We start from the raw sequence: 25,448 nt of genomic DNA, 5'->3' as shown, positions 1-25,448 counted from the left end.
AAATGGCAAAGGAAAAATTCGAACGGACCAAGCCGCACGTCAACGTCGGCACCATCGGTCACGTTGACCACGGCAAAACCACCCTGACGGCTGCAATCGCAACCGTTCTGTCGAAGAAGTTCGGCGGCGAAGCCAAGGCCTACGACCAGATCGACGCGGCTCCGGAAGAAAAGGCACGCGGCATCACCATCAACACCGCGCACGTCGAGTACGAAACCGCAAACCGTCACTACGCCCACGTTGACTGCCCGGGCCACGCCGACTACATCAAGAACATGATTACCGGTGCGGCGCAGATGGACGGCGCGATCCTGGTGTGCTCGGCCGCCGACGGCCCGATGCCGCAGACCCGCGAGCACATCCTGCTGGCGCGTCAGGTTGGCGTTCCGTACATCATCGTGTTCCTGAACAAGTGCGACCTGGTCGACGACGCAGAACTGCTGGAACTGGTCGAAATGGAAGTGCGCGAGCTCCTGTCGAAGTACGAGTTCCCGGGCGACGACCTGCCGATCATCAAGGGTTCGGCACGTATGGCGCTGGAAGGCCAGGCTGGCGAGCTGGGCGAAGATGCGATCATGGCCCTGGCCGACGCTCTGGACAGCTACATCCCGACCCCGGAACGTGCCGTTGACGGCGCCTTCCTGATGCCGGTGGAAGACGTGTTCTCTATCTCGGGCCGCGGTACCGTGGTGACCGGTCGTGTCGAGCGCGGCATCATCAAGGTCGGCGAAGAAATCGAAATCGTCGGTATCGTCGACACCGTCAAGACCACCTGCACCGGCGTGGAAATGTTCCGCAAGCTGCTGGACCAGGGTCAAGCTGGCGACAACGTCGGCCTGCTGCTGCGCGGTACCAAGCGTGAAGACGTCCAGCGTGGCCAGGTCCTGGCCAAGCCGGGCTCGATCAAGCCGCACACCGACTTCACCGGCGAAGTGTACGTCCTGTCGAAAGACGAAGGCGGCCGTCACACCCCGTTCTTCAACAACTACCGTCCGCAGTTCTACTTCCGTACGACTGACGTGACCGGTTCGATCGTGCTGCCGGCCGACAAAGAAATGGTCATGCCAGGCGACAACGTGTCGATCACCGTCAAGCTGATCGCTCCGATCGCGATGGAAGAAGGTCTGCGCTTCGCAATCCGCGAAGGCGGCCGTACCGTCGGCGCCGGCGTGGTTGCCAAGATCATCGCCTAATTTCGGTTAGCGAGATCCGCCGGCGGGGCGTGTGTCCCGCCGGCACAACGGATGGGGACAGACTTTTTGGTCTGTCCCCATCTTTATGAGAGGGAACGGTGATATACTCCCGCCTCTTGAGCAGTACCGAAGTACCTTTTACACATTGCCGGCTACCCGCCGGAACGTTCTTTTAAAGGAAATAGCATGTCCGCTCCGAACCAGAAAATCCGCATCCGCCTGAAAGCGTTCGACTACAAGCTGATCGACCAGTCCGCTCTGGAAATCGTCGACACCGCCAAGCGCACCGGCGCAGTGGTCAAGGGCCCGGTCCCGCTGCCGACCCGCATCCAGCGTTTCGACATCCTGCGTTCGCCGCACGTCAACAAGACCTCGCGCGACCAGTTCGAAATCCGCACCCACCAGCGTCTGATGGACATCGTTGATCCGACCGACAAGACCGTGGACGCACTGATGAAGCTGGACCTGCCGGCTGGCGTCGACGTCGAAATCAAGCTGCAGTAATCGCATCCATCGCAAGCGGATCAATCCGCTGCGGTAGCAAGGGCCGGGAGTTCGCAAGGACTCCCGGCCCTTGTCATTTGCGCGCGCCGCGGAAGCGGATCAGCCGAGCAGGGCGGCCAGCACCGGGGCGAGCAGGCTGAAGAAGACGGCGCCGCCGCCGAGCAGCAGCACCAGCAGCGCGTAGCGGCCGATCCAGCCGACCAGCGTCGGATGACCCGTGAGATGCGAGCGCAGGCTCGCGGTGCTGAGGCGCGTTGCATCGTCCGGCAGGTGATCGAAGCTCGACATAAGGCCTCCGTGCAAAAGCCCATTGTCGAGTGCGCTTTTGGTACACACCTTGTGCTGCCGCAAGCGCAAGAAGAGGATCGCCGCCGGTGGCGGAACTTCCTCGAGTGTCGTTATCCCGAGGGCAGGCAGCGGTTTATGCGAGGCAAATTGTCCGGGCAAGTTCCCGCGTGTTGTAATCGTCGCGATTCAACAAAGCGAAACACACATGCTCGTCGCACACAGCTTCCAATCCGCAGCGTTCACGCTGCGCCGCACGTCCTGGTCGCAGCTTGCTGTCTACGCCTACCTTGGCTTCTTCAGCCTGGTGCTGGTGCGGCTGGCGGCGCCGGAAGCGATCGGGCCCGCACTACGCAAGCTGGCCCTGGCCGTGCCACTGGTCCTGTTGGCCGCCAAAGACCTCGCACACCTGCCCGACGCGCTGCAGCGCCTGCGCAGCGCCACCGGGTGGCATCGCCGCATCCTTGCGCTGCTGCCGCCGGAACTGATCGGCATGGCCCGGCTCGATCGCCTGATGTGGGCCGGCTGCCTGCAATGGTTGCGCCGCCACGCCCCGCTACCGCGGCCGGAAGGAACGGCGCTGACTTACCTGCAGCGCGGCGCCTACGGGACCGCGATCGGATACGCAATGTTCGCAGTGTTCCTCGAATTGCCGCTCGACTTTGGCATCATGCACCTGTTCATCGAGGATCCGGACACCCGCCTGCTCATCCGTGTGGTCGGCGGCATCGGGGCCTTGTACACGCTGGCATGGGTGCTGGGTGATCGCTGGCATGTGGCGGAAGGCTGCCATGTGCTGGCGGACGATGTGTTGCACCTGCGCGTCGGCGTGCGTACCCAGGGCAGCATCCCGCTGTCGGCCATCGAGCGTGTCGATGCCGTGACCGAAACACTCGACCGCTGGCGCCGGCGCCATGGCATCCACGCTGCCGACACGATCACGGTGACGCCCTTCGACAAACCCAATTGCGTGCTGGTCATCAAGCCGGAGGCCGGCGTGACCTTGCTGCATTGGCAGGTGCGCCGCGGCGCGCCGCGCTACGTGCTGCTCTACCTCGACCGTCCGGAACTGCTTGCCAGCAGCGTCGGGCAGGGCGGATGACGCGCCGCCGCAGGATCCATAACGCAGGATCCATAACCGTCGCTGCAGCGGGTGTGCCGCGACACTACCGCCTTAGCGCAAGCGCCGGCGCAGCTCGATGATGCCGCGTTCCAGCGCCATGACCACAGCATGGGTCCTGTCTCTGGCGCCGAGTTTTGCCAGCACGCTCTTCATGTGCATCTTGACGGTCTCCTCGGATATGGAGAGCTGCGCGCCGATCAGCCGGTTGGTCTTGCCGGTTGACGCCAGTTCGAGCACCTGTGCTTCACGTTCGGTCACGGCGCTTGCTTGCAGGTTGCTGCTGATCGAAACCGCCACCGACGGGGCGATATAGATCTTGCCGGCGTGAACAGCCCTGATGACGTCGACCAGCTCGTCGCCGACCGCGCTCTTGAGCATGTAACCCGATGCGCCGGCCTTCAGTGCCCGTCGCGCATGGATATCGCCATCGAAGGTGGTCAGCACGATGACGCGTACGAGAGGGTGATCGCGCTGCAGGATGGCAGTCGCCTCGATTCCGTCCAGTTCCGGCATCTGCATGTCCATGATGACGATGTCCACGGGCGTACTGCGATAAAGCTCGACTGCCTGGCGGCCGTTCGACACCGCACCCGCGACCAGCATGTCCGGCGCGTCAGAAACGATGCCGGCCACGCCATGGCGAAACAAGGGGTGATCGTCGACGATCAGAACGGAGATGGGTTTCATAATCGGGCACGCTTATCGGGACGTTCGGCACAGGAACGCCTCTTGCACGGATTGCAGCAGCGTATCATGAAGGGCATTGAGCGGGCTTCACTGGCGGCACATGCTGTTTCAACGCGTACTCGTCCAGTTGCGCATGGCTGAGTGGGCCGCCGCTTTTGTCGACCAGGACGCAACTGGCAACATAACCGCGCGCGAGCGGACAGATGCCCAGTGCCATACGCACGATGCGCGGCAAGGACAGCAGGTTTTTTGCCTTTTCCGACACGCCGAAACTGCCGCGAATCGCGGCGCCATCCGTGAACAGGATTGAGAAGTCGCAGCTGTCCGACAGGCGCCTTGCCTGCTTCCACGCGACCAGCGCCCGATCGGCATCCGTGAATTCGGACACGACGGCAGTCATGCCGCAATGGGGCAAACGAAGGAGTATTCGCACGATTCCGATTCTCTCGTCGGGGTCGCGGGCAGGCGCGACAGCCGGGCGTGCACTGTTCGTCGCATGGCCGGAAGATTGGAAGGGGATCGGTGTCGTTTTCATCTGCCTCTCATGTGCGTGCATGTCGCGGAATACTGGTCGGTACATCCTGCATGGAGGCGAAGCGGTTGCGATACTCGCTCGGCGAAATCCCTGCCACTTCCCGGAACACTTGCGAGAAATGACTGGGACTCCGAAAGCCCACCGCCATGGCGATGTCGATGATGGATTGGTCGTCGCCGGACAGCATGCGCTTGGCCTGTTCAATGCGCAGGCGCTGGAAGTAACGGGATGGCGCCACGCCACTCGCTTTCTTGAAAGCGCGGCTGAAGTGAAAGGTGCTTAATCCGGCGAGTCCGGCCAGGTGCTCGAGGTCGAAGGGCTCGGTCAGCCTTTCGCGCATGGCCCGCGAGACGAGGCGAAATTTATAGGGGGCCAATCCATGGTGATGGCATTCGGGCTCGCTCGGCGCACTGGCGGGATAGCAGGCAAGTTGCGCGAGCACGGCTTGTGCGACACCGTCGACGAAAGGCGTGGACAGCGACGTAGTCCGGCTGCGCGGCGGGCAGAGCAGCTCGAGAAGCGCGCGTAGAGTAGGGTCTGCGTTACCCCTTAGCTCAAGTCCTTGCGATGCCACGACGGCACTGCCGCCGTCCTTGGCGCAGCGGCTCAGTACATGCCTGCCGATGTGCAAGCGGATGCCTTCGAAATCCGATCGGCACTGGTGAGTCCGCCGCAGCTGCAGCGATTCCGAGGTGGATAGATAAAAATCACCATCGCCCAAGGGTAATGGCTCCCAGCCGCCGCGCTCCAATCGGCGTTCGAGGCTGACGGCGCCGTGTGCAATCCAGAGGAGTAAGGGCCCTGACCCACTCCAGACCTTGGCACCTGCCGTGAGACGGCATGGGTCGAGCACGTCGACAATACCGCCATTGCTTGGAAGCGCAGCCGCGACCAGGGAGTCGTGCTGAAGCTTTGCATCCTGGGGCGAGTTGAAGCTCATCGTAATCAATCTGTCAGAATAGCAGTAGAGCTATTTTGCTGGCAGGGCATACCGGAGTCGATCTCGTCAGGGTGTAGCACCCATAACTCTTTCGGGGTATGTTCAACGGGCTGTGCCGCGGTTTCTACTTCCGAAACCGGTTTTCCAAATCGCCAAAGCGCTTATAAAGCGCTATTGTTTAGTTTTCGACGGACACATTTCGATGAGCACACCCGCCAAAAACAGCAGCGCCAACCCGGCGAGCCAGTTGGGGCTGTCGCTGCGCAGTTGCGCAAGCAGCGTGGTCTTCCGCCAGTTGGCCGGCGTGGCCCCGAGCGCCTACCGCGACCGGGTGGCCGGCGCCGGCGCTTAGATCACCGACAGCAGGCCGCCGTCGACCACCAGCGCGATACCGGTCACGTAGCTCGACATGTCCGAGCCGAGCCATACCACCGCGTCGCCGATCTCGGAGGGCTTGCCCAGGCGGCGCAGCGGCGTGCGCTGGCGGAAGCCCTCGGCCGCTTCCGCGATGCCCGGACTGGTGCGCAGCAGGTGGGTGTCGATGGTGCCCGGCGCCACGGCATTGACGCGAATGCCATCCGGTCCCAGCGCATCGGCCAGCGCCTTGGCCATCAGGACGACACCGCCCTTGCTGGTCGAGTAGGCCACCGTCATTCCGGCGCCGACCAGGCCGCCCATGCTCGCCATCAGGATGATGCTGCCTTCCTTGCCGTTCGACTTCATCTGGCGCGCCGCGGCCTGCGCCGAGAACAGGGTGCCGTCCAGGTTCACCGCCATCAGGCGCCGGTAGCTTTCTTCGCTGACGTCGGCGCCGTCGTCACGCGCCGTGATGCCGGCATTGGCGACCATCACGTCGACGCCGCCGAAGGGCGCGGCCGCCTCGATCAGGGCGTCCACGTCGGCCTTCTTGCTGACGTCCGCCTTCACGAAGCGGGTGGCGACGCCCAGCGCCTCGATTTCATGGGTGGTGGGGGTGCCGCCTTCGCGTGGGATCTCGGCGATGTCCGAGACCAGCACGGCGCGCGCCCCATGCTGGGCGGCGGAGATGGCGATGGCGCGGCCGATGCCGCTGGCGGCGCCGGTGACGATGACGACTTTGTCGTTCAGCAGGGTGCTCATGGTGTCCTCTTTCAGTCAGTGTTGTAAGGTCGAAGGTGATTCAGGCGGCCGGCAGCATGGCGGGCAGCACGCCGACCTGCTGCAGCAGCGAATACAGGTGGGCCACGCCCCAGTGTTCGGTGATGCGGCCGTCCTGCACGCGCATCACGTCGACCGTGTCGAACTGCACCTTGCGGCCGATCGGCGCCACGCCGAACAGGGCGCCTTGGTGGGTGCCGTGGTAGGTCTTGTAGGTGGTGACGCGGTCGCCCTCGGCCGCCTGCCAGTGGATCACGGCGTGGAAGTCGGGGAAGGCCTGGCGCAGCGCGCCGTACAGCAGGCGGGCGCCGGCCTTGTCGGGCGTGCCGCCGGGCTGCGGCGTGTGGTCGACGAAATCGTCGGCGAACAGGCGGTCGAACAGGGCGAAGTCGCCGCCGCCCTGGACTTCCTCGGTGTTCCTGCGGACGATGGCCTTGGCGGTTTCAGCGATGGCGCGGGTGTCAAGCATGGTGTTCATGGTGTTCTCCTTCAGGTTGCGGGCTCAGCCCAGTTTGACGAGGTTCACGGCCGGCAGCGGGCCGCCGGGAAATTGCTGCAGGGTGCCGCCGACTTCCAGGCTGCCCAGGTCGATGGTGGCGAAATCGAGGCGGTCGGCCAGGCCGGCGACCACGCTTTTCGCCTCGCGGTCGTCCCCCGACAGGAAGACGACGCGGCGCCCGCCCGCCTGTTGCGGTTCGCTCGCCAGTACCGAGGCGAGCAGGGTATTGAAGCCCTTGACGACGCGCGCGCCCGGCACGAGATCCGTCAGCACCTGGCTCGAGTTGCGTCCGCCGAGTTCGGCCAGGCGGTAGCCGGGCAGCAGCACCGGGTTGTTGGCGTCGATCAGGATGCGGCCGTTCCAGTCGATCCCGTCGAGGGCTTCTTCGAGGCGCGACCAGTTCACGCTCACGAACACGATGTCGGCGCTGGCGGCTTCCTGGCGGGTGCCGGCGCGGCTGCGCGGGCCGAGCGCATCGACGACCGGAGCGAGCGTCTCGGGGGCACGGCTGTTGCTGAGAATGACGTCGATGCCGGCCGCGACGAGGCGCTTGGCCATGGCCTGGCCGATGGCGCCGGCGCCGATGATGCCGACGGTGCCGGTGTTGATGTTGTTACTGACGCTGTTGCCGATGGTGGTGCTGGACATGTTCTTCTCCTTTGATAGTGATGGCACTCGGTGCCGCCTCGTCGAGCGTGTCGTTGTGAACGCCTGATGAAGTCAGTGTAGGTGTGCCGGCTTTGGTGATAAATCCGCTTTTGTGTGCGGCACTATTCCTGCTGGCGTGATAATCACGACAGCCATGGCCGCGGCTGGGCAGGAAAAGAAAAGTCCTTGTAGGGAGTGGGCTGGACGGCATGCGACGCTTGCTCCGTCTCGCCCGGGCAGAGCGCGGCTTTCATGCGGTGCGCTTCCTGTGTCGGCGTACGGCCGAACAGGCGCTTGAACTCGCGGCTGAACTGCGAGTTGCTTTCGTAGCCGACCAGCTGCGAAGCGTGGGCCGCGCTCACACCGTCCCGCATCATGAGCAGCCGGGCCTGCTTCAGGCGCGTGGTTTTGAGGAACTGGATTGGGGTGGTGTGGGTGAGCGCCTTGAAGTGCGCATGGAAGGCGGCAATGCTCATTCCCGCTTCATTCGCCAGCGCGGCAACGTCGACGGCGTCGGCATATGCTTCGCGGATGCGGCGCAGGGCTTTTCCGATCCTGCGCATGCTGCCCTGGTGGCCGAGGGCTGCACGCACTGACGCGCCCTGCGGGCCGGTGAGCACCCGGTAGAGGAGCTCGCGCGCGATGCCGGGCCCCAGTACTCGGGCGTCAAACGCGCACGACAGCACCTGGAGCAGGCGCAGCACGGCGTCGGCCATGTGGTCGTCAAGCGGGAGCCAGGCCTGCATGCTGCTTGCAGGGGGCGGACCTGGATGCGCGTCATCGAGGGCGAGAATCAGTTCGGCCACGACCTGGAGGTCGAGCTGCACCGACAGGCAGGCCGCCGGGCCGGTTTCCGGCTTCCAAGCCAAGGGCTCGAGCGGCGCCAGGGCGGTCTGCACGCGATAGCACGGCTGGAAGACTGCGGACGCACTGTCGACATGACGGGTGCCCCTGGCCTGGCCGCACAGGATGACGATGCATGCCGCACCGCAGACTGCCCGGGCGTTCCAGGACGCGGCTTCAAAGAGACCGACGCCGTCGAGGAGAGGCTGCGCGGGCAGGCCTGCCGGGTCGAGCGCCGCCACGAGCTGGGCGATCCGCGCGCCGTAGGAGGCGGCTGTCGGTTCGTCGGGGCGGCGCAGGGCTGTCATAGGGCGATCCGGTGCTGGTGAATGCTTCATGGTGGCCGGCTCGCGCGCTGTTGTCTGTCACGGCCTTGCTGGACCTGTCAGGCGATTGCTATTTTTTGCATTGCAACGCCGGCACATGCCGGGCCCGCCCAGGCGTCAGCAAAAACTTATACGAATAGGCAAGAGATAAAGACAATTCGGTCTTTTCCCTGAAACAATCGCCACCCATACTCGTTTCGTTGTTGCAATGGTGCCGGTCCGACGCTGGGCGATGGACGGTGTTTTTTTATGTAGTTCGAATCTCTTTATTCCGGAGAAGTCATGTCCAAAGTCCTCGTCCTGTATTACTCGTCCTATGGCCACATCGAGCAGATGGCCTATGCCGTCGCCGAAGGCGCACGCGCCGCAGGCGCCAGCGTCGACGTCAAGCGGGTGCCCGAAACCGTGCCGCAGGAAATCGCGGCCTCGGCCCATTTCAAGACCAACCAGGATGCGCCCGTCGCCGCCGTGGCGGAACTGGAGCAGTACGATGCGATCATCATCGGCGCCCCGACCCGCTACGGCCGCATGCCCTCGCAGATGGCGGCCTTCCTCGACCAGACCGGCGGCCTGTGGGCGCGCGGCGCCCTGAACGGCAAGGTCGGCGCCGCCTTCACCTCGACCGCCACCCAGCACGGCGGCCAGGAACAGACCCTGTTCTCGGTGATCACCAACCTGATGCACTTCGGGATGGTCATCGTCGGCCTGCCGTACAGCCATGGCGGCCAGATGGCGATCGACGAAATCGTCGGCGGCAGCCCGTACGGCGCCAGCACCATCGCCGGCGGCCAGGGCCAGCGCCAGCCGAGCGAGATCGACCTGGCAGGCGCCCGCCACCAGGGCGAACTGGTGGCCCGCACCGCCAACAAGCTGTTCGGCTGATTCTGCGTGCAGCCTTGCCGGCCATGGCCGGCAAGGTGCATTCAACGCTTCGCGCCCGCCCTGCGCAGCGCTCCCTCGCTGTAGTTCACCGGCAGCCAGTCATACGATCCCCCGCGCACGGCAACCCTGCCGATGCCGGGGAAGCTGATGTGCGCCGCTCCCACCAGATAGCCCTTCGATGCCGCGTCGGCCATGGCCGCCTTGCGCTGCTCGACCGCCGCCGCTTCGTCCACATCGAAACCGATTGCAATGCCGGGCGCATGGAACTGCGCATCCTTGCCGTGGATGAGGTCTCCCCACAGGACCAGCTTTTGCCCCGCTCTCGACTTCGTAGAACGCATGCCCTGGCGTGTACCCGGGCGCCGGCGAGCTACCGTCCTGGTGCCGACACCACGTCCTGCGTCGGATGCCGTTCAAAAGCGTGTTCGCGCCGGCGGGCGTGCTCAGCGCCCACAAGCTTTCGCTGGAAGCCTACCTGGCGCGCACCCACCTGATCGCCACCTACCGCAACGCCTTCGAAGGCCCGGCCGACGCCTGGCTTGCCGCACAGGGAAAACGTCGCAAGGTGATGTTCGCCAGTACCCGCTTCGCCGTGCTGCCCTCCCTGCTGCGCGAGCCGGGGACCATTGCCACGGTGCCGGAAGCTGTATGATGTGATTCGAATGGCGGTGCAAGACCAGGATGCAGCAGCAAGGCGGCTGTAAACGCAGAAAGGCCGTGCTGTCGGGGACATGCACGGCCGTGTTAGTGTCCGCTAGTCAGTCTGTTTGGTTAGCGCCAAGAATTAGCGGAGCTCTTAGCTGATTTGGACGCTCATGCCGCCATCGGCCATCACGATCGAGCCGACAATGAAGCTTGCTCGATCCGACGCGAGGAACGCGGCAATTTCGGCGATCTCTTCCGGCGCGGCAGCGCGACCGATTGGGGCTGACTTTCCATGCTCGGCAAGAAATTCCCGCCCATCCGCACGGAAATGATTCAGCAGGTTGGTGACGACGTCTCCCACGCCAATTGCGTTGACGCGGATACCATGTTCGATTGCCTCGAGTGCTTGCGTTCGCGTCAGCTGAGCCAGCGCACCCTTGGACGCCGTATAGGCTGCAATGCCGGGAAAGGCAAAATAGGAAGCGTAAGAAGCAATGTTGACGATCGCGCCAGATCGTTGCTTCATCATCGCCTTCATCGCTTCGCGCGAATGCAGGAATGCCCCGGTGACATTTGTCTCCATTTGCCAGTTCCAGTCATCCCGGCTCATATCAACCAGATTCTTGTACACGATTCGTCCGGCGTTATTAACGAGGACATCGAGCTTGCCAAAGTGCTCGATCGCCAGAGTCACCGCATGCTCGGCGGTTCCATCTTGCGTGACGTCGGCGACGACAGGAATAACCCCTTTGCGTGCCAACTCGTTGACCGCTGGATCGATGTCCTCTGCGATAACGGATGCCCCTCGCGCATGAAACAGCTCCACAATAGCCCGACCAATGCCGCTGGCCGCGCCAGTCACGATGACGGACTTACCTTCAACTTCATTGATGTTTGCAGTACTCATCACAACCTCCTTGTAGCAAATGAATGTAGGTCTTCAAGCGGGATCGGTGCTCTGAATGGCAATGAAATCCGACCCGTCATGGAGCGCATTCTGGCTCTCGGAAATCGGGTTGTCGCATGGGTGCTTGCTCTGACTGTCGTGATTTTGCTGTTCCAATAAAGCAGTGAAGAGCGTCATCGTTCGATAGACCGCCCAGCCCTGTCGGCGAAGCGCGCCGTCGCACGGCGGTTAACGCGGCAAGGCCGTGCAGCCTCGCGGCATGCACGGCCTTGCTGGCAGATGGAGCTCAGGCTGCCTGGCGGATCGCCGGGCGGCTGATGCGCGCATCGATACTGAAGGCGCCGGCTCCGAAAGCCGCCACTTGGAGCAGGCCGCCGGCCATCGCGAAGTTCTTCAGCAGGTGGATCAGCTGGTTCTGGTCGCCCAGCGCATTGTGGAAGGCCAGGCCGGTGACGATCGAGAAGGCCGCCAGCGCCGCAGCTACCCAGCGCGTCTTCACACCGAACACCAGCATCAGGCCGCCGCCGAGTTCGACCGCCACGGCGATGGCGAAGCCGAGGGTGGCGAAGGGCAGACCGACGGACTCGATGTAGCCGATCGTGGCGGCGGGTGCGGCAAGCTTGCCGAGTGCGCTGAAGATGAAGATGGTTGCCAGCAGGAGGCGGCCGGCGGCGGCAAAGAGGTTGTTGGTGTTGTCGGTTGCGGTTTTCATGGTAGTTCCTTTCATCGGGGTTGTTTGAGTGGGCCGTCAGTCGGCGGCATGGAAAGAATCTTAGGCCTGCCCGACCCATCGCGGAAGCCTATATAAATCGATGATTGGCATCGAAATACTAGATAGGTGTTCGCGAACGTTGCCGGCGTGGCGCCCTGCCGCGCGAGAGGATCAGGCAATCAATGGACAGGAAAGGGCATTGGCCGCCGCCAACGCCCTGGCTACGATGAAGCCTTCAATGTTCAACGGAGGAGCCCATCATGCGTACCGCAATCGCAGCCGCCATCGCCACCGCGACGGCAACCGCCATCGCCACCGCCAGCGATACCCGTCAGGCCAGCACACCCCATCCCTACGTCGGCATGTGGGTCACGGCCGACGGCTACATCCGGCACGAGCTGCTGCCGAACGGGCGCTATGACGAGGCACGCGGCAAGCGCCGCAGTGCCTACCAGGGGCGCTATTGGATCAAGGGAGACCATATCGAATACCTGGACGACACCGGCTTCACGGCGGACGGGGATTTCCGCAACGGCGTGCTGTACCACGCCGGGATGGTGCTGTACCGTGAATCCGCCCCGCCGGCGACTAGACGGTGACGTAGGCCGTGGGCTGCGCCGGCAGCTGGATCAGCGCGTTCTTCATCACCGCCGCCTCGGTGGCGGGGGTGCGCCCGAAGAAGCGCTTGAACTCGCGGCTGAACTGCGAGCTGCTCTCGTAGCCCACCAGGTGCGAGGCGGTGGCCGCGCTCACTCCGTCCTGCACCATCAAGAGGCGCGCCTTGTGCAGGCGTGTCGTTTTCAGGTACTGGATCGGCGTGGAGCGCGTCACTGCCTTGAAGTGCGCGTGGAAGGCCGCCACGCTCATGCCGGCGTCCCGGGCCAGCGTGGCCACGTCCACCGGACGGTCGTAGCTGGCGTGGATGCGCCGCAGCGCCTTGCCGATCCGGCCGAAATGGCTCTGCTGGTTCAGGGCCGCATGCACCGCCGCTCCCTGCGGGCCGGTCAGCACCCGGTACAGCAGCTCGCGCACGATGCCCGGGCCGAGGATCAGCGCCTCGTCGCGTGAACTCAAGGCCGTCAACAGGCGCAATAGCGCATCGCTCATCTCGTCGTTCAAGGGCGTCGAACAGATTCCCGCGGCAGCCGACGGCTGCTGCCGGTGCCGTGCGTCGAGCGCGAGCACCAGTTCGGCTGCGAGTTTGAGGTCGATCGAAATCGCCACCGCCAGCATGGGCTCCTCGCGGCTGGCCAGAGTATCCGATTCGAAGGGCAGGGGCACCGACAGCACCAGGTAATGCTGCGGGTCGTAGACATAGACGGCGTCATCCAGGAAACCGCGTTTGCGGCCCTGGCACACGATCACGATGGAAGGTTCGTACAGCACCGGTACCCGCGCGATCGGGGCATTGGCACGCATGAACCGGACACCATCGAGGACAGACAGGGTATAGCCCTCGCACGGCGCAAGCGCCTCGAGCAGGCCGACGATACGTTGTTGGCGTGGATCGCTCATGATTTGTAGGATCAGGCAATCCGCCAATAATATCCGATATTTTCCACGCAGCGCAGCCGGACCATACTTCTCCCATCGACAACCCACACAGGAGAAGCACCATGAACGCAAGCACCGAACAAAAAGTCGTCCTCATCACCGGCGCCAGCAGCGGCATCGGCGAAGCCACCGCGCTGCACCTGGCGGCGCGCGGCATGCGCCTGGTCCTGGGCGCGCGCCGCACCGATCGTCTCGACGCGCTGGCCAGCCGCATCGTGGCCGAGGGCGGCTCGGCCGCGGTGGCCCGCCTGGACGTGACGAGCCTGGACAGCATGCAGGAATTCGTCGACCTCGCCCTGCGCCTGCACGGCCGCGTCGACGTCATCATCAACAATGCCGGCGTGATGCCGCTGTCGAAGCTGGAAGCGCTTAAGGTGAACGAGTGGAACCAGATGATCGACGTGAACGTGCGCGGCGTGCTGCATGGGATCGCCGCCGCGCTGCCGGTGATGCAGCGCCAGGGCAGTGGCCAGGTGATCAACATGGCGTCGATCGGCGCTTATACCGTCAGCCCGACGGCCGCCGTGTACTGCGCCACCAAGTTCGCCGTGGCCGCCATCTCCGAGGGCTTGCGCCAGGAAGTCGGCGGCGACATCCGCGTCACCGTGGTGTCGCCGGGCGTGGTCGAGTCGGAACTGGCCGAATCGATTTCCGACCCCGCTGGCCGCGAAGAGATGCGCTCCTTCCGCAAGATCGCCATCAAGCCGGATGCGGTGGCGCGTGCCATCGCCTTCGCCATCGAGCAGCCGGCCGAGGTCGACGTCAGCGAAATCATCGTGCGCCCGACCGCCAGCCCCTACTGAGACCCTGACGCAAGGACGGCCGGCATTATCCCCGAAACGGGAATACTGCCGGCCGCTTTTGCGTCTTTATCGCCGGGACGGGAATGTCTACGATGGTCCTGTCAACCAAAGGAACAAATCATGCAGAACGATTTCAAGGACAAGGTAGTACTCGTCACCGGCGCTGGCTCGGGAATCGGACGCGAGGCGGCGCTGCTGTTCGCCGCCCGCGGCGCGCTGGTGTATGCGGCGGACCTGAACCCGCAGGGCCTGGACGAAACGCGCGGCCTGGCGCGGGAGGCAGGAGCGCAGCTGCATACCGCCACCGTCAACGTGGCGCAGGAGGGCGAGATCGCCGCCCTGCTGGTGCGCATCGACCGCGAAGCCGGCCGGCTCGATGCGGCCTTCAACAATGCCGGCATCACCGGCGGCACCCATCGCATCGAGGACTACCCCGCCGACGACTTCGACCGCGTCATCGGCGTCAACCTGCGCAGCGTCTTCCTCGGGATGAAATACCAGATTCCGCTGCTGCTGCGCCAGGGCGGCACCATCGTCAACACGGCCTCGGTGGCGGCAGTCACCGGCCCCGGCGGCATGAGCGCCTATGCCGCCTCGAAACACGGGGTGCAGGGCTTGACCCGGGTAGCGGCGATGGAAAACGCCGCGCGCGGCATCCGCGTGAATGCCATCGCACCCGGCTGGACCGAAACCCCGATGGTGGTCGCCAACAGCGCCCAGAACCCGGCCTTCGCTTCGCTCGCCAAGCAGGCGATCCCGGCCAAGCGCGGGGCGCATCCGCGCGAGATCGCCGAGGCTGCGGTATGGCTGTCGTCGCCGGTATCGAGCTACGTGCACGGCCAGCTGCTGGTGGTGGATGGCGGCATGACGATCGGCGGCTTTGAACCATAACGCGCTACCCGGCACAATGGTCCCAGTTGAGTTCAAGTCTGCCAGATACCCATTTTCTGCATCAGGCATAAATAAACTACACTAAGCGCTCGAAAGTGCCGTGCTCGTCTGCTCGACTGTTTGGCCCGACAGTATCGCTAGTCCATTCGGCCTCATTCTTCCTATCGGTGAATCATGTCTCGTCGTTCCTTGGCATCGCGTTACCTGGCCTGGTTGAGTTTATTGTTGGTGTGCTTGACCTGTGGCGCCGAGGGTCTGAAGTCGTCGCAGTTGCATCACAAGGCATGGCGCGCTGCCGATGGCGCTCCAGGCGATGTGAGCGCACTGGCGCAGACCAGGGATGGCTTCCTCTGGTTGGGCACTAAAACGGGGCTGTATCGCTTCGATGGCGTACGATTCGAGCCGGTCGAATCCGCCCATCGCGTCGAGCTGCTATCGAGCGGGATCAGTGCCCTGTTGGCAAGTTCCGACGGCGGGCTCTGGATTGGTTATCGCTTCGGGGGTGCCAGCTACCTCCGTTCTGGAAAGATCACGCACTTTCCACCCAATCTGAAAGGCGAGCAACGGCTTTATGGCGGGTCGCTAGACTTTTTTGCAGAAGAAAAAGACGGCACGATTTGGGCTAACAGCAATTACCTGAATGTCTTTCGAAACAAGAAATGGCAACTTGCAGACCCGGCGCTGCCGCCTGCCGGTCTGTCGGGCGTGTTCGCAGACAGCCGTGGAGGGGTGTGGGTTGGTCTATCCGATGGACTGTATTGGCGGGCGAAAGGATCCGCCAGCTTCACCAGGGTAAGCGATCAAGCCGGCATCACCTTTTTTACCGAGGCACCGGATGGAATAATCTGGGCAAGCACCAACAGGCTAGGACTCTCGCGTTTTGACCCTGCGGACGGGCGCCAGCTGGATGTGGCGCCGCACCTCAAACGGGCACGTTTGGCGGGAGTTCCGATCTTTGATCGTGATGGCAACCTTTGGTGTGCAACGAACGATCACCTGCTTATGCGCGTACCGAAGGCTGCGCTCACCCAGGACATTGGTACGGGCGACGACGCAATTGCGATGTTCACTGAAAAGAACGGCCTGAGCGGCGGCCTGGTCACGAACGTTCTACAGGATCGCGAAGGCAACATTTGGGCTTCCACCAGTGGGGGCATCGATCGATTGCGCGACAGCCGTGTCTCCCCGGTCTCGATCCCTGCTCCCGAGGGAACAGTGGTGTTGACGATGACGGCTGCAGAGGAAGGAACGGTATGGGTCAGCGACTGGGGCAGCGGACTTTATCTGGCTGGACGTGGCACAGAACTTGTGGACAAGAATTTGCGCCACATGACCCTCATGTATCGCGCGCCATCGGGCAGGGTGTGGATGGGAGGGCGGCGTGAACTATGGATGCGGGAAAAAGCCGAGCTAAAACGTATCAGCTGGCCGGTTGACACTACCCGAACATTGCCGCAGGCCGCGTTCGAAGACCCGGACGGCGGATTGTGGGTATCCCTGGTGGGCCACGGCTTGTTCAGGCTGTTCGAGGGAGCATGGGAGAACAAGTCGTCCCTGTTCGGAAAGAAGAGCCGGGCAATCAACGTCATGGCACATGACGCCGCTGGAGCATTTTGGGCAGGATATGGGCCGAACCTTGCCCGGGTCAGCAGCGGGAAAATCCAAGAATTCGGTGCCGCGGACGGCGTGAACGTGGGGCCGATCCTGGCAATCACAGCGAACCAGGAACGTGTGTGGGCGGCTGGCGTTAACGGCGTACTGGGTCACGACGGACGGCGCTTCCACCAATTGAGGGGGCGTAACGCGCATGCATTCAAGGGCGTATCTGGAATCGTGGCAAGCAGGAATGGGGATTTGTGGATGAATGGCAATGACGGATTCATTCACGTCCCATCCGGCGAACTGGCCAAATGGGCTGCTGACAGGAGCTACGGCGTCACGTACGAAGTGCTGGATTATCTCGATGGCGTAGTAGGCAAGCCCATGCAAACGCGGCCATTACCCACGGCCCTGGAAGCCAGCGATGGCCGTCTATGGTTCACTACCGGAAGTCATCTCACAACGGTCGATCCAACAAGGGCGATTCGTAATGCGCTGCCTCCACCGGTTGTCATCACCCGCGTCGATATCGATGGCATCGAGGTCGACCGCGCAGTACCCATCGTCGTCAAGCCAGGCGCCCTGCGTATCGAGATCGGGTTTGCCGCGCTCAGTCTGACGATTCCGGAACGCAACCGCTATCGCTACCGCCTGGTCGGCGTCGACCGCGAATGGTTGCCGGCAAGTTCCAGCCGCTCGGTGAGTTACACGAACCTGGCACCGGACAGCTACCGTTTCGAAGTCAGTGCCAGCAACAACGACGGGGTATGGGCCACCAGTCCAGCACAACTACGCTTCGATGTGATGCCGATGTTCTACCAGACCTGGTGGTTTCGTTGCACCCTGGGCTTGCTGCTTGGCCTGGCCTTGTGGCTTGCATACCGTATGCGAATGAACGTCATCACCAGGCGCATTTCGGATCGCCTCGAGTCGCAGCAAATGGAGCGCATGCGGATCGCCCGTGAATTGCACGACACCCTGCTCCAGGGCGTGGGCAGCCTGTCGCTCGTGATACGCAGGGCAATCAACAAGGTCGACCATGAACACCCGGTGCGGCCTTTCCTCTCCGACGGCTTGAAGCAGGCTGAATCCGTGATCGAAGAAGGGCGCATGCGGGTGGCGCGCCTGCGTGTCAACGTGGCCGCCGGCGATGTACTGGTCGACGAACTCGGCAGTCTAGGGCTGGAACTGACCGCCGGTAGCACGACGCGCTTTTCCCTTGCCGTCCAAGGCAACATTCGTGCGCTGGAAACGGCGGTGGCGGACGAATGCTGCGTCATCATGCGCGAGGCGATCTGGAACGCAGTGCAGCACGCGAATGCGCAGACCATCACGCTGACTGTGGAATTCGGCCGCCGTACACTGCTTCTGCGGGTGCGTGACGATGGCGATGGCCTGCCGCCAGAGGTACTGGAAGCCGGTTCGAGGGACGGGCACTGGGGACTCCCCGGCATGCGGGAACGGGCATGCCGTATTGGTGGGCGGCTCGATATCATCGCCACCAAGGGCACGACGATCGAGTTGCAGGTGCCCGCCCGCCTGGCGTACAAACAGGTCGAACGGACAGGGCAGCTCGCTTCTAGTCCGCCGTAGCGGGACGGCGCGTGCCGGCCTCGCTGTAGTTCACCGGCAGCCATTCGTAGCCGCCGCCGCTTTCCAGCACGCGGCCGAGACCGGGGAAGGGGATATGGGGCGCGCCCATCAAGTAGCCTTTGGCGGCCGCATCGCGCAGCGCGGCCTTGCGCTGCGCCACGGCGGCGCGGCTGTCCAGGTCATCGCGGATGGCGATGCTCGGCGTGCGGAACTGCAGGTCCTTGGCGTGGATCAGGTCGCCCCACAGCACCCGCACCTTGCCTTCGCTCTCCACCCGGAAGAAGCTGTGTCCCGGCGTATGGCCCGGCGTGGCGATGGCACGCCCGGTACGATCTCGGCGTCGGCCGCGAAGCTGCGCACCCGTCCGAGGGCCTGGTAGGGAGCCAGGTCGCGCGCCGCCTGGTCGAACACGTGCGCATGGTCGGGATCCGCCCCCTTGTTGCGCGGCTCCAGCCAGAACCGGGTGTCGCTCTGGTGGACGTGGACCACGGCCTTGCCGAACACCGCCTTGCCGTCGAGCGTCAGCCCGGCCGAGTGGTCGGGATGCAGGTGCGAGATCAGCACGTCTCCTTGATTGGTGGGGTGGGAAAACGGGTGTGCATTCCGGCTCAATCCATCAGGTAGCGCCATTTCGTCATGTGCCGGCGCATGTCGACGGTGTCGCCGTCCACGATGAAGGCGCCGTCGCCGGCGTGGTGGATCAGGCGGCGCTCGCGCCTGGACTGGTCGACCCAGATCTTGTTCACTTCGAGGATGAACATGTTGTAGCGCTCCACCATCGCGGTATCGGCGACCTGGCATTCGAGGTTGGCGATGCACTCCTTGATGAGGGGTGCGTCAACCGTGCTGGCCGGCAACGCATGCAGACCGAACGTGGCAAACTTGTCGACGTCCTGTCCCGAGCAGTTCCCGATGCGGGTGACCTGTTCGGCCAGGTCGACGGTCGGCACCGAGATCACGCACTCGCCCGACTCGCGCAGGGCGGTGTAGCTGTGGTCCCAGGGACCGATCACGCAGGCCACCAGCGCCGGCTCGTGCTGCACCATCATGTGAAAGCCCATGGTCATCACGTTGTGGCCCCTGGGTCCGGAGGTGGCGACCAGGACGATCGGGCCCGATTCGAGCAGGGTGTAGGCTTTCTTGGCAGGGAGTTCCTTGAACATGGCTGTTCCTTTCGATGTCAACGTTGGCCGTATGTTCGCGCCGCCGGCGCATGCCGGTCCATCGGACGCTTGCGCCGGCTGTCGCAGGTTTGCTGTTTCTTGATTCAGGGAGGCGAGATGACGGAGGTGAGGACGGAAGTAACCTCGGCCGAAGGCATGAAGGAGTACATTCCGGGACAGATGCTGCGCGAACGGCGCGCCCAGGCGGACGACGATATCTACGTCGAGATCGCCACGCGCAATGCGGTCCAGGACGAGATCCTGGTGCCGGCCGTGCCCGAGCCCCTGCTGGTCTGGATCGCTTCCGGCGAAGCCGTGGTGGAGGAGCGCCCGCCTGGCGGCGAGTGGCTGGCGGTGCCGGTGCGCAAAGGCGACTTTTACCTGACTACCTCGCCGATACCGGTCGAGATGCGCTGGCGCAGCACCTCGCCGGCGCCGTTCACGGTCATGCACGTGTACGTCGGCTTGCCGCTGTTTACACGCGTGGTGCACGCGGCGACCGGGCGTGCGCTGGGAGACTTCGCGCTGCGCGAAGTCTCGGGCGAGCGCGATCCGCTACTGTGCGGCGTGCTGGAGCTGCTCTACACCGCGCTTTCCGCGCCCGCCCAAGCATCCAGTGGCTTCATCCAGGGCATGGCGCAGGCACTGACTTACCATCTGGTCGAGCACTACGAAGTGGCGCTGGACGGCCGCAAGATCGTGCGCGGAGGACTGCCGGCCCATAAACTGCACCGCATCCTCGACGCCATGCGCGGCCGCCTCGCCGAGCCCTTCGAGCTGGCGCCGTTTGCCGACATGGCCGGACTGAGCGTCTTTCATTTCAGCCGGGTGTTCAAGCAGGCCACCGGCATGGCCCCGTCGCGCTACGTGGCCCGCCTGCGCCTGGAAGAAGCGCGGCGCCTGCTGTGCGAAACCGAGCGCTCGATCATCGACATCGGCCTGGCGCTCGGCTACCAGAGCCCCAGCCACTTTTCACAGATATTCCGCCAGGGAGTCGGGGTGTCGCCGAGCGTGTATCGGCGGGAGCTCGGCATCACCCGGTAGCAACATTCCGACAAGCGCGGCAAATCGTCGAAAGACCCGGGCGCTGCGCTGCTTGATCATGGTCCCGTGCTTCAACACATCGAAGCCAAGCCTTCAAACTCTTGAAAAGGACCTGATCATGGAACTCAAAGGCAAAATCGCACTTGTCACCGGCGCATCGAGCGGCATCGGCGCCGCTACCGCCAAGAAACTGGCACAGGCAGGTGCCAAGGTCGGCGTGGCCGCGCGCCGGATCGACCGTCTGGACGCGCTGGTCGAGGAGATCCGCGCCGCAGGCGGAGAGGCATTCGCCATCGAGATGGACGTGACGAATCCGGAGGCTGTGTGCGGCGGCGTGGCGGCGCTGGTCGACCGCTACGGCACGCTCGACATCGTGTTCGCCAACGCGGGCCTGATGCCGGCGTCAAGCATCGCCAGCCTGAAAACCGACGAATGGAACCAGATGGTCGACGTCAACATCAAGGGCGTGTTCAATACCGTCGCGGCGGTCCTGCCGATCCTGACGGCGAAGAAGTCCGGCCACATCATCACCACCTCCTCGATCGCCGGCCGCAAGACGGTGCAGGGCCTGGGTGTGTATTGCGCCACCAAGCACGCCGTGGCCGCCTTCTCCGACACCCTGCGCATGGAAGTGGGCGCGCCGTACAACATCCGCGTGACCTGCCTGCAACCGGGCGCCGTGGAAACCGAACTGTTCGAGCACGTGTCGGACAAGGGCTACCGCGACCAGATGGAAGGCCTGAAAGACCAGATGACCTTCCTGAAGGCCGAGGACATCGGCGATGCCGTGGTGTATGCGCTGCAGGCACCCGCCCACGTGGACATCGCCGAACTCTTCATCATGCCGACCAACCAGGCTTGGTAATTCCTGCTTTACGGGCAATGACGGCACCGCGCGCTCCGTGAGGAAGCGCGCGGCTTTTTCAATTGAACAGTCGCCAGGATCAGAGCACGCCGGCAGCGCGCAGTTCGGCCCCCAGGCGGGCAATGCCCGCTTCGCCTTTTTGCAGCGCCGCCTCGCTGGTATGCACCGAGTAGTAGCCGGTCACCAGCGGATGCGGGTGGGTGGCGGACGAGCCCAGCACGAACTGGGTGTCGCCGCGGGCCACGAAGTCGAGCCGGCTCTCGCCTTTCTGGAACACCCCGAGTTCAGCCGCCAGGCGCGCCCCGGCCGTTTCCAGTGCGCCGTCGGCCACCGCTACCCAGGCGACGTCGTGTCCGGCGGGCGGCGTATAGCTCCAGTGTTCGCCATCCTTCAAGCTCACGTGCAGGTAGTTGATCGGCGCACGGGTCCGGATGTCGCTGCCGGCGCCTTCGTGGCTGCCGATGACGACCCGCGCCGGTCCTGCCTGCTGGACGTGATCGGGCGCCAGGTACAGGCTGTGCGACGGCCCGTTCTCATCTTCCGGCGGCAGGGCGAGCCACAGCTGGAAGCCGCGCACCGAACCGTTTTCGACCGGTCCCCCTTCGTGCCAGACGCCGCCGCCGGCGCTCATGTATTCGATGCCGCCGGTCGGCAGCGTGCCTTCGCTGCCGGTGGTCTCGCGGTAGTCGAGCGCGCCGTCCATGATGACGGTGACGGTGGCGATGCCGGAGTGCGGGTGCATGCCCATCTTGTGTCCGCTGGAGCGCAGGTCGAACAGGTCGAGGAACACGAAGGGTTTGATCAGCCCATCCGCGCCGCTCGGGCTGATCAGGCGGGTGACGCCGCCGCGGGTCGTGCCCTGGGTGCGGTAGACGAGCGGGCGGTGCTCGGTGGGATGTTGGGACGTTTTTTGGAAAGTAGGGGCCTGGCTGCGTTCGATGACGGTATTCATGGTCGGATCCTTTCGTGGGTTGCCGGTGGCGGCATTCGTTGGCCGTTCGGTATGGAAGGATCTTACGAAGGATGCAGCGATCCAGATAGCCTATATAATTCGATAAATACCATCCAAGGAGTAGATAGATGCTTGACGGGATGTCCATGGACCAGCTGCGCACCTTCGTCGCGGCGGTGGATGAAGGCAGTTTCTCTGCCGCGGGGCGCAAGCTGCGGCGTGCGCAATCGGTGGTCAGCCACACCTTGGCCAACCTCGAGCTTCAGGTTGGCTTTCCCTTGTTCGATCGCAGCGGCCGCTACCCGGTCCTGACCGATGCCGGCCAGGCTTTGCTGGAGCACGCCAGGATCGCGGTTGGGAGCATGGATGCGTTCAAGGCCCGGGCACGCACCCTGGCCGAGGGACTGGAGCCCGAGCTGGCGGTGGCAGTCGACGTGATGTTCCCGATCGCTAACCTGACCGCGGCGGTGCAGGCATTCCAGAAGCAGTTTCCGACCACGCCCTTGCGCCTGTACGTGGAAGCGCTGGGCGCCGTGATCCAGCCGCTGCTGGCAGGCCAGTGCCGGATCGCCGTCATCGGCTCGCTCCCCGAGGTGCCGCCCGACTGCCATTCGGAATACCTGCTCGACGTGCCCTCGGTCACCGTGGTGGCTCCGGGACACCCGCTGGCAGCCAAGCGCGGGATGATCCTGCGCTCGGTGGTGGAGAAGCACGTGCAACTGGTGCTGACCGACCGCTCGACCCTGACCGCGGGCCGTAACTTCGGCGTGGTGTCCCCCAATGTCTGGCGCCTGGCCGACCTGGGCGCCAAGCATGCCTTCCTGCGCGCAGGTCTCGGCTGGGGGCACATGCCCCTGCATATGGTGCAGGCCGACCTCGACGCCAAGGCGCTGGTGCGCATCAAGCTCGAGACCAGTCCGACCGCAGGGCCGGGCTTCGCGATGCACGCCATCCACCGCAAGGAGCAGCCGCCCGGCCCGGCGGGACGCTGGTTTGTCCAGCAGCTGCGCCAGTATCAGGAAGCGGGACCGGGCGGCAGCGTGTAAGGGCTGTTGCGGAACAGTTCCAGCATCCAGTCGACGAAGACCCGCACGCGGGCGCTCAGGTGCCGGTTGGCCGGGTACACGATGTAGATCGGCACGGCGGGCGCCTGCCAGTCGCCCAGCACCTGCACCAGCGCGCCGCTGTCCACGTGGCGTCCGGTGATGAAGGCCGGGCCGTGCATGATCCCGAGGCCCGCCAGGGTCGCCGCCAGCATCGCGCCGCTGTCGTTGACCGAGACGAAGTGGCTTCCTCGCACCGTGACCGATTGCCCATCGCGGGCCAGCACGATCGGCAGCTGCCGGGTCGAGCCGGCGTAGGTGTAGCGGATCAGCTGGTGGCCGGTCTCGAGATCGCTCGGGTCGCCCGGCACGCCATGCGTTTCGAGATAGCCGGGCGTGGCAACGGTTGTCTGCGGCAGATTGCCGAGCTGGCGCGCAATCAGCGACGGGTCGCTCACGGTGCCGGCCCGGATCACGCAGTCCACCCGTTCGCCCACCAGGTCCACCGGACGGTCGCTGGCGCCGATGTCGAGCTGGACGTCGGGATAGCGCACGTGAAACTGCGCCAGCGTGGGAATCAGGAGCAGCGACGCGATGGTGGTGCCCATGTCCACCCGCAGGCGTCCGCGCGGATGGCTGCGCGCGCGCGCCAGTTCGTCCTCGACCTCGTCCCATTCTTCCAGCAGGCGCGCCATGCGTTCATAGTAGGCGGCGCCATCGCTCGTCATCGAGACTCGCCGCGTGGTGCGGTTGAGCAGCTTGATGCGCAGGTGGGCTTCCAGGGACTGCACCAGCTTGGTCACCGAGTTGCGCGGCAGTTGCAGCGAGTCGGCTGCCCTGGCAAAGCTGCCGCTCTCGACCACACGCACGAAGGCGCGCACCGCGGTGAGGTAATCCATGGACGCTTCTCCTTGTCGTTCGTGCGAGCGAAGCAGATTATCACCGAATCGGGAATAGTGCAGCCTCGATCTGCCGGTTTATCCACGACGCGTGATTGCCTAAGATGGACTCATCCAACCACCACCCAACAAAGGGGTCCACCATGAACCAGCAGATCCGCATCACCGAAACCGGCCAGTCCTCCGTCATGCGCCTCGAAGCAGCACCCGAAGTCAAGCGTCCAGGCCGCGGCCAGGTGCACCTGCGCCACCAGGCGATCGGCGTGAATTTCGTCGACACGCTGTTCCGCTCCGGCGCCTTCAACGTACCGCTGCCGCTGGCCATGGGCGTGGAAGGGGCGGGCGAGGTCGTGGCCGTGGGCGAAGGCGTGACCCACGTCCAGCCGGGTGACCGCGCCGCCTACTTCTTCTCCTTCGGCGCCTACTCGAGCGAACGCCTGATCGAGGCACAGCACCTGGTCAAGCTGCCGCGCGAGATCGCCTCCGACACCGCCGCCGCCACCTTCACCAAGGGCCTGACGGCCTGGATGATGCTGTTCGGCGCACACCGCCTGCAGCCGGGCGAAACGGTGCTGGTGCACGCGGCAGCCGGCGGCGTCGGCTCAATGGTGGCGCGCTGGGCCAAATCTCTGGGCGCCACCGTGATCGCCACCGTGGGCAGCAGCGACAAGGCCGGGCTGGTGCGCTCCTGGGGCATCGAGCACGTGCTCGATGCGAGCGACCCGCAGCTGGCCGACAAGGCCCGTGCGCTGAACGGCGGCCGCGGCGTCGATGTCGTGTATGAACTGGTCGGCAAGACCACCTTTGCTCAATCGGTACTGGCGCTGCGCGACGGCGGCCACCTGGTCCACGTCGGTAACGCATCCGGCAACCCGCTCGTGGACAAGGCGGCGCTCGCCGTGCGGGGCATCCGCTACGTGCAGCCCAGCACCGGCCAGTACGTGGGCGAACGCCAGGAACTGGAACTGGCCAGCGCGACCCTGTTTGCGGCGATGAAGGACGGCGTGTTCGGCGAGACGGTGCCGACACGCTACCGCCTGCAGGACGCCGTGCTGGCCCACGAGGACATCGCGGCACGGCGCCTGAGCGGTGCAGCGATTTTGTTGCCGTGATATCGTAGCCGGCATGCCGGTAGGGGACGACTGTTCTCCTGCCGGCTTCGTTCGTTTCCGTACC

Annotated in this window: 31 protein-coding genes; 14 read left to right on the top strand and 17 right to left on the bottom strand. The window is 64.4% G+C overall.

Annotation, left to right across the window (positions count from 1 at the left end):
• Window positions 1–2 precede the first annotated feature (2 nt).
• Entirely contained in the window at window positions 3–1,193 is a 1,191-nt protein-coding gene (tuf, locus tag MA09_RS06565; RefSeq protein WP_036245544.1) for an elongation factor Tu, read from the top strand.
• A 186-nt stretch (window positions 1,194–1,379) separates the two neighbouring features.
• Window positions 1,380–1,697 carry a 30S ribosomal protein S10 gene (gene rpsJ, locus MA09_RS06560; RefSeq protein ID WP_036209000.1) on the top strand — a complete coding sequence of 106 codons (318 nt, stop codon included), beginning with the start codon at window positions 1,380–1,382 and terminating at the stop codon, window positions 1,695–1,697.
• Window positions 1,698–1,796: 99 nt separating this feature from the next.
• Here rpsJ and MA09_RS06555 read toward each other — a convergent pair whose 3' ends face one another.
• A complete protein-coding gene (locus MA09_RS06555; RefSeq protein ID WP_036246337.1) occupies window positions 1,797–1,985 on the bottom strand; it encodes a hypothetical protein in 189 nt (62 codons plus the stop codon).
• Window positions 1,986–2,190: 205 nt separating this feature from the next.
• Between MA09_RS06555 and MA09_RS06550 the strand changes: the two genes are divergently transcribed.
• Window positions 2,191–3,084, top strand: coding sequence for a hypothetical protein (locus tag MA09_RS06550; RefSeq protein WP_051933219.1), 894 nt, complete (start codon window positions 2,191–2,193; stop codon window positions 3,082–3,084).
• 72 nt (window positions 3,085–3,156) lie between these two features.
• Here the strand turns inward: MA09_RS06550 and MA09_RS06545 are convergent, their stop codons facing one another.
• From MA09_RS06545 to MA09_RS06535, 3 genes are all read right to left on the bottom strand, one after another.
• Window positions 3,157–3,792 carry a response regulator transcription factor gene (locus MA09_RS06545; RefSeq protein WP_036246335.1) on the bottom strand — a complete coding sequence of 212 codons (636 nt, stop codon included), beginning with the start codon at window positions 3,790–3,792 and terminating at the stop codon, window positions 3,157–3,159.
• Between the two features lie 64 nt (window positions 3,793–3,856).
• Window positions 3,857–4,327 carry a hypothetical protein gene (locus MA09_RS06540; protein ID WP_152594576.1) on the bottom strand — a complete coding sequence of 157 codons (471 nt, stop codon included), beginning with the start codon at window positions 4,325–4,327 and terminating at the stop codon, window positions 3,857–3,859.
• A 7-nt stretch (window positions 4,328–4,334) separates the two neighbouring features.
• Complete coding sequence (locus tag MA09_RS06535; protein WP_051933218.1) at window positions 4,335–5,267, bottom strand: helix-turn-helix domain-containing protein; 933 nt, start codon at window positions 5,265–5,267, stop codon at window positions 4,335–4,337.
• Between the two features lie 202 nt (window positions 5,268–5,469).
• On the opposite strand from MA09_RS06535, the gene MA09_RS24805 reads away from it, so the two are divergent.
• Complete coding sequence (locus tag MA09_RS24805; protein ID WP_161783198.1) at window positions 5,470–5,619, top strand: hypothetical protein; 150 nt, start codon at window positions 5,470–5,472, stop codon at window positions 5,617–5,619.
• Here the strand turns inward: MA09_RS24805 and MA09_RS06530 are convergent.
• The 4 genes from MA09_RS06530 to MA09_RS23625 all read right to left on the bottom strand — a co-directional run bounded on the left by MA09_RS06530 (window position 5,616) and on the right by MA09_RS23625 (window position 8,702).
• Window positions 5,616–6,386 (bottom strand): SDR family oxidoreductase, encoded by a 771-nt coding sequence (locus MA09_RS06530; RefSeq protein WP_036246332.1) that lies wholly within the window; start codon window positions 6,384–6,386, stop codon window positions 5,616–5,618. The two genes, MA09_RS24805 and MA09_RS06530, sit on opposite strands and share 4 nt — an antisense overlap.
• Before the next feature lie 40 nt (window positions 6,387–6,426).
• Window positions 6,427–6,882 (bottom strand): ester cyclase, encoded by a 456-nt coding sequence (locus MA09_RS06525; protein ID WP_229440576.1) that lies wholly within the window; start codon window positions 6,880–6,882, stop codon window positions 6,427–6,429.
• Between the two features lie 24 nt (window positions 6,883–6,906).
• Window positions 6,907–7,551 (bottom strand): NADPH-dependent F420 reductase, encoded by a 645-nt coding sequence (locus MA09_RS06520; RefSeq protein WP_051933217.1) that lies wholly within the window; start codon window positions 7,549–7,551, stop codon window positions 6,907–6,909.
• A gap of 143 nt (window positions 7,552–7,694) precedes the next feature.
• Window positions 7,695–8,702 carry an AraC family transcriptional regulator gene (locus tag MA09_RS23625; protein WP_051933216.1) on the bottom strand — a complete coding sequence of 336 codons (1,008 nt, stop codon included), beginning with the start codon at window positions 8,700–8,702 and terminating at the stop codon, window positions 7,695–7,697.
• Window positions 8,703–9,002: 300 nt separating this feature from the next.
• Here MA09_RS23625 and wrbA point away from each other — a divergent pair, with 300 nt between their 5' ends.
• A complete protein-coding gene (wrbA, locus tag MA09_RS06510; RefSeq protein ID WP_036246331.1) occupies window positions 9,003–9,602 on the top strand; it encodes an NAD(P)H:quinone oxidoreductase in 600 nt (199 codons plus the stop codon).
• 41 nt (window positions 9,603–9,643) lie between these two features.
• Here wrbA and MA09_RS06505 read toward each other — a convergent pair whose 3' ends face one another.
• Window positions 9,644–9,943, bottom strand: coding sequence for a hypothetical protein (locus MA09_RS06505; protein ID WP_036246330.1), 300 nt, complete (start codon window positions 9,941–9,943; stop codon window positions 9,644–9,646).
• Between the two features lie 65 nt (window positions 9,944–10,008).
• On the opposite strand from MA09_RS06505, the gene MA09_RS06500 reads away from it, so the two are divergent.
• A complete protein-coding gene (locus tag MA09_RS06500) occupies window positions 10,009–10,254 on the top strand; it encodes a hypothetical protein (protein WP_036246329.1) in 246 nt (81 codons plus the stop codon).
• Window positions 10,255–10,398: 144 nt separating this feature from the next.
• On the opposite strand, the gene MA09_RS06495 is transcribed toward MA09_RS06500, so the two are convergent.
• Both MA09_RS06495 and MA09_RS06490 read right to left on the bottom strand, forming a co-directional pair.
• Window positions 10,399–11,154, bottom strand: a complete 756-nt coding sequence (locus MA09_RS06495) for an SDR family NAD(P)-dependent oxidoreductase (RefSeq protein WP_036246327.1) — start codon at window positions 11,152–11,154, stop codon at window positions 10,399–10,401.
• A gap of 286 nt (window positions 11,155–11,440) precedes the next feature.
• Window positions 11,441–11,866, bottom strand: a complete 426-nt coding sequence (locus MA09_RS06490; RefSeq protein WP_081897447.1) for a DoxX family protein — start codon at window positions 11,864–11,866, stop codon at window positions 11,441–11,443.
• A gap of 260 nt (window positions 11,867–12,126) precedes the next feature.
• Between MA09_RS06490 and MA09_RS06485 the strand changes: the two genes are divergently transcribed.
• Window positions 12,127–12,465: an Atu4866 domain-containing protein gene (locus MA09_RS06485; RefSeq protein ID WP_081897446.1), complete on the top strand. Its 339-nt coding sequence runs from the start codon at window positions 12,127–12,129 to the stop codon at window positions 12,463–12,465.
• On the opposite strand, the gene MA09_RS06480 is transcribed toward MA09_RS06485, so the two are convergent.
• The gene (locus MA09_RS06480) at window positions 12,455–13,381 is read right to left on the bottom strand and encodes an AraC family transcriptional regulator (protein WP_036246325.1); all 927 of its coding nucleotides are present in this window, start codon (window positions 13,379–13,381) and stop codon (window positions 12,455–12,457) included. The two genes, MA09_RS06485 and MA09_RS06480, sit on opposite strands and share 11 nt — an antisense overlap.
• Window positions 13,382–13,482: 101 nt before the next feature.
• Between MA09_RS06480 and MA09_RS06475 the strand changes: the two genes are divergently transcribed.
• The 3 genes from MA09_RS06475 to MA09_RS06465 all read left to right on the top strand — a co-directional run bounded on the left by MA09_RS06475 (window position 13,483) and on the right by MA09_RS06465 (window position 18,306).
• Window positions 13,483–14,223 carry an SDR family oxidoreductase gene (locus MA09_RS06475; protein ID WP_036246324.1) on the top strand — a complete coding sequence of 247 codons (741 nt, stop codon included), beginning with the start codon at window positions 13,483–13,485 and terminating at the stop codon, window positions 14,221–14,223.
• 120 nt (window positions 14,224–14,343) lie between these two features.
• Complete coding sequence (locus MA09_RS06470) at window positions 14,344–15,114, top strand: SDR family NAD(P)-dependent oxidoreductase (RefSeq protein ID WP_036246323.1); 771 nt, start codon at window positions 14,344–14,346, stop codon at window positions 15,112–15,114.
• Between the two features lie 174 nt (window positions 15,115–15,288).
• A complete protein-coding gene (locus MA09_RS06465) occupies window positions 15,289–18,306 on the top strand; it encodes a sensor histidine kinase (protein ID WP_081897445.1) in 3,018 nt (1,005 codons plus the stop codon).
• Here the strand turns inward: MA09_RS06465 and MA09_RS23620 are convergent.
• The 3 genes from MA09_RS23620 to MA09_RS06455 are packed head-to-tail and all read right to left on the bottom strand — an operon-like array spanning window position 18,293 to window position 19,469.
• Window positions 18,293–18,580 carry a hypothetical protein gene (locus MA09_RS23620; protein WP_152594575.1) on the bottom strand — a complete coding sequence of 96 codons (288 nt, stop codon included), beginning with the start codon at window positions 18,578–18,580 and terminating at the stop codon, window positions 18,293–18,295. The genes MA09_RS06465 and MA09_RS23620 overlap by 14 nt on opposite strands.
• Window positions 18,538–18,918, bottom strand: coding sequence for a hypothetical protein (locus MA09_RS23615; RefSeq protein WP_152594574.1), 381 nt, complete (start codon window positions 18,916–18,918; stop codon window positions 18,538–18,540). The genes MA09_RS23620 and MA09_RS23615 overlap by 43 nt, the downstream gene beginning before the upstream one ends.
• Window positions 18,915–19,469, bottom strand: coding sequence for a flavin reductase family protein (locus MA09_RS06455; protein WP_036246319.1), 555 nt, complete (start codon window positions 19,467–19,469; stop codon window positions 18,915–18,917). The genes MA09_RS23615 and MA09_RS06455 overlap by 4 nt, the downstream gene beginning before the upstream one ends.
• Window positions 19,470–19,586: 117 nt before the next feature.
• Here MA09_RS06455 and MA09_RS06450 point away from each other — a divergent pair, with 117 nt between their 5' ends.
• Window positions 19,587–20,513: a helix-turn-helix domain-containing protein gene (locus MA09_RS06450; protein ID WP_036246317.1), complete on the top strand. Its 927-nt coding sequence runs from the start codon at window positions 19,587–19,589 to the stop codon at window positions 20,511–20,513.
• Window positions 20,514–20,631: 118 nt separating this feature from the next.
• Window positions 20,632–21,378 (top strand): SDR family oxidoreductase, encoded by a 747-nt coding sequence (locus MA09_RS06445; RefSeq protein ID WP_036246315.1) that lies wholly within the window; start codon window positions 20,632–20,634, stop codon window positions 21,376–21,378.
• Between the two features lie 79 nt (window positions 21,379–21,457).
• Here the strand turns inward: MA09_RS06445 and MA09_RS06440 are convergent, their stop codons facing one another.
• On the bottom strand, window positions 21,458–22,330 hold the full coding sequence (locus MA09_RS06440) for a pirin family protein (RefSeq protein ID WP_036246314.1): 873 nt from the start codon (window positions 22,328–22,330) through the stop codon (window positions 21,458–21,460).
• A gap of 128 nt (window positions 22,331–22,458) precedes the next feature.
• Between MA09_RS06440 and MA09_RS06435 the strand changes: the two genes are divergently transcribed.
• On the top strand, window positions 22,459–23,376 hold the full coding sequence (locus MA09_RS06435; RefSeq protein ID WP_036246313.1) for a LysR family transcriptional regulator: 918 nt from the start codon (window positions 22,459–22,461) through the stop codon (window positions 23,374–23,376).
• On the opposite strand, the gene MA09_RS06430 is transcribed toward MA09_RS06435, so the two are convergent.
• Window positions 23,346–24,272 carry a LysR family transcriptional regulator gene (locus MA09_RS06430; protein ID WP_036246312.1) on the bottom strand — a complete coding sequence of 309 codons (927 nt, stop codon included), beginning with the start codon at window positions 24,270–24,272 and terminating at the stop codon, window positions 23,346–23,348. The genes MA09_RS06435 and MA09_RS06430 overlap by 31 nt on opposite strands.
• 143 nt (window positions 24,273–24,415) lie before the next feature.
• On the opposite strand from MA09_RS06430, the gene MA09_RS06425 reads away from it, so the two are divergent.
• Entirely contained in the window at window positions 24,416–25,384 is a 969-nt protein-coding gene (locus tag MA09_RS06425; RefSeq protein ID WP_036246311.1) for a quinone oxidoreductase, read from the top strand.
• Window positions 25,385–25,448: the final 64 nt, after the last annotated feature.

The sequence above is a fragment of the Massilia sp. BSC265 genome (genome assembly GCF_000740675.1).
Classification (GTDB): Bacteria; Pseudomonadota; Gammaproteobacteria; order Burkholderiales; family Burkholderiaceae_D; genus Telluria.
Note: the sequence above shows the minus strand (reverse complement) of the source record. Positions and strands in the feature narration are given on the sequence as shown.

Excerpts from the sequence above, each read along its gene's own strand:
- tuf (WP_036245544.1), top strand. The coding sequence starts at position 3 with ATGGCAAAGGAAAAATTCGAACGGACCAAGCCGCACGTCAACGTCGGC.
- rpsJ (WP_036209000.1), top strand. The coding sequence starts at position 1,380 with ATGTCCGCTCCGAACCAGAAAATCCGCATCCGCCTGAAAGCGTTCGAC.
- MA09_RS06555 (WP_036246337.1), bottom strand. The coding sequence starts at position 1,985 with ATGTCGAGCTTCGATCACCTGCCGGACGATGCAACGCGCCTCAGCACC.
- MA09_RS06550 (WP_051933219.1), top strand. The coding sequence starts at position 2,191 with ATGCTCGTCGCACACAGCTTCCAATCCGCAGCGTTCACGCTGCGCCGC.
- MA09_RS06545 (WP_036246335.1), bottom strand. The coding sequence starts at position 3,792 with ATGAAACCCATCTCCGTTCTGATCGTCGACGATCACCCCTTGTTTCGC.
- MA09_RS06540 (WP_152594576.1), bottom strand. The coding sequence starts at position 4,327 with ATGAAAACGACACCGATCCCCTTCCAATCTTCCGGCCATGCGACGAAC.
- MA09_RS06535 (WP_051933218.1), bottom strand. The coding sequence starts at position 5,267 with ATGAGCTTCAACTCGCCCCAGGATGCAAAGCTTCAGCACGACTCCCTG.
- MA09_RS24805 (WP_161783198.1), top strand. The coding sequence starts at position 5,470 with ATGAGCACACCCGCCAAAAACAGCAGCGCCAACCCGGCGAGCCAGTTG.
- MA09_RS06530 (WP_036246332.1), bottom strand. The coding sequence starts at position 6,386 with ATGAGCACCCTGCTGAACGACAAAGTCGTCATCGTCACCGGCGCCGCC.
- MA09_RS06525 (WP_229440576.1), bottom strand. The coding sequence starts at position 6,882 with ATGAACACCATGCTTGACACCCGCGCCATCGCTGAAACCGCCAAGGCC.
- MA09_RS06520 (WP_051933217.1), bottom strand. The coding sequence starts at position 7,551 with ATGTCCAGCACCACCATCGGCAACAGCGTCAGTAACAACATCAACACC.
- MA09_RS23625 (WP_051933216.1), bottom strand. The coding sequence starts at position 8,702 with ATGACAGCCCTGCGCCGCCCCGACGAACCGACAGCCGCCTCCTACGGC.
- wrbA (WP_036246331.1), top strand. The coding sequence starts at position 9,003 with ATGTCCAAAGTCCTCGTCCTGTATTACTCGTCCTATGGCCACATCGAG.
- MA09_RS06505 (WP_036246330.1), bottom strand. The coding sequence starts at position 9,943 with ATGCGTTCTACGAAGTCGAGAGCGGGGCAAAAGCTGGTCCTGTGGGGA.
- MA09_RS06500 (WP_036246329.1), top strand. The coding sequence starts at position 10,009 with ATGCCGTTCAAAAGCGTGTTCGCGCCGGCGGGCGTGCTCAGCGCCCAC.
- MA09_RS06495 (WP_036246327.1), bottom strand. The coding sequence starts at position 11,154 with ATGAGTACTGCAAACATCAATGAAGTTGAAGGTAAGTCCGTCATCGTG.
- MA09_RS06490 (WP_081897447.1), bottom strand. The coding sequence starts at position 11,866 with ATGAAAACCGCAACCGACAACACCAACAACCTCTTTGCCGCCGCCGGC.
- MA09_RS06485 (WP_081897446.1), top strand. The coding sequence starts at position 12,127 with ATGCGTACCGCAATCGCAGCCGCCATCGCCACCGCGACGGCAACCGCC.
- MA09_RS06480 (WP_036246325.1), bottom strand. The coding sequence starts at position 13,381 with ATGAGCGATCCACGCCAACAACGTATCGTCGGCCTGCTCGAGGCGCTT.
- MA09_RS06475 (WP_036246324.1), top strand. The coding sequence starts at position 13,483 with ATGAACGCAAGCACCGAACAAAAAGTCGTCCTCATCACCGGCGCCAGC.
- MA09_RS06470 (WP_036246323.1), top strand. The coding sequence starts at position 14,344 with ATGCAGAACGATTTCAAGGACAAGGTAGTACTCGTCACCGGCGCTGGC.
- MA09_RS06465 (WP_081897445.1), top strand. The coding sequence starts at position 15,289 with ATGTCTCGTCGTTCCTTGGCATCGCGTTACCTGGCCTGGTTGAGTTTA.
- MA09_RS06455 (WP_036246319.1), bottom strand. The coding sequence starts at position 19,469 with ATGTTCAAGGAACTCCCTGCCAAGAAAGCCTACACCCTGCTCGAATCG.
- MA09_RS06450 (WP_036246317.1), top strand. The coding sequence starts at position 19,587 with ATGACGGAGGTGAGGACGGAAGTAACCTCGGCCGAAGGCATGAAGGAG.
- MA09_RS06445 (WP_036246315.1), top strand. The coding sequence starts at position 20,632 with ATGGAACTCAAAGGCAAAATCGCACTTGTCACCGGCGCATCGAGCGGC.
- MA09_RS06440 (WP_036246314.1), bottom strand. The coding sequence starts at position 22,330 with ATGAATACCGTCATCGAACGCAGCCAGGCCCCTACTTTCCAAAAAACG.
- MA09_RS06435 (WP_036246313.1), top strand. The coding sequence starts at position 22,459 with ATGCTTGACGGGATGTCCATGGACCAGCTGCGCACCTTCGTCGCGGCG.
- MA09_RS06430 (WP_036246312.1), bottom strand. The coding sequence starts at position 24,272 with ATGGATTACCTCACCGCGGTGCGCGCCTTCGTGCGTGTGGTCGAGAGC.
- MA09_RS06425 (WP_036246311.1), top strand. The coding sequence starts at position 24,416 with ATGAACCAGCAGATCCGCATCACCGAAACCGGCCAGTCCTCCGTCATG.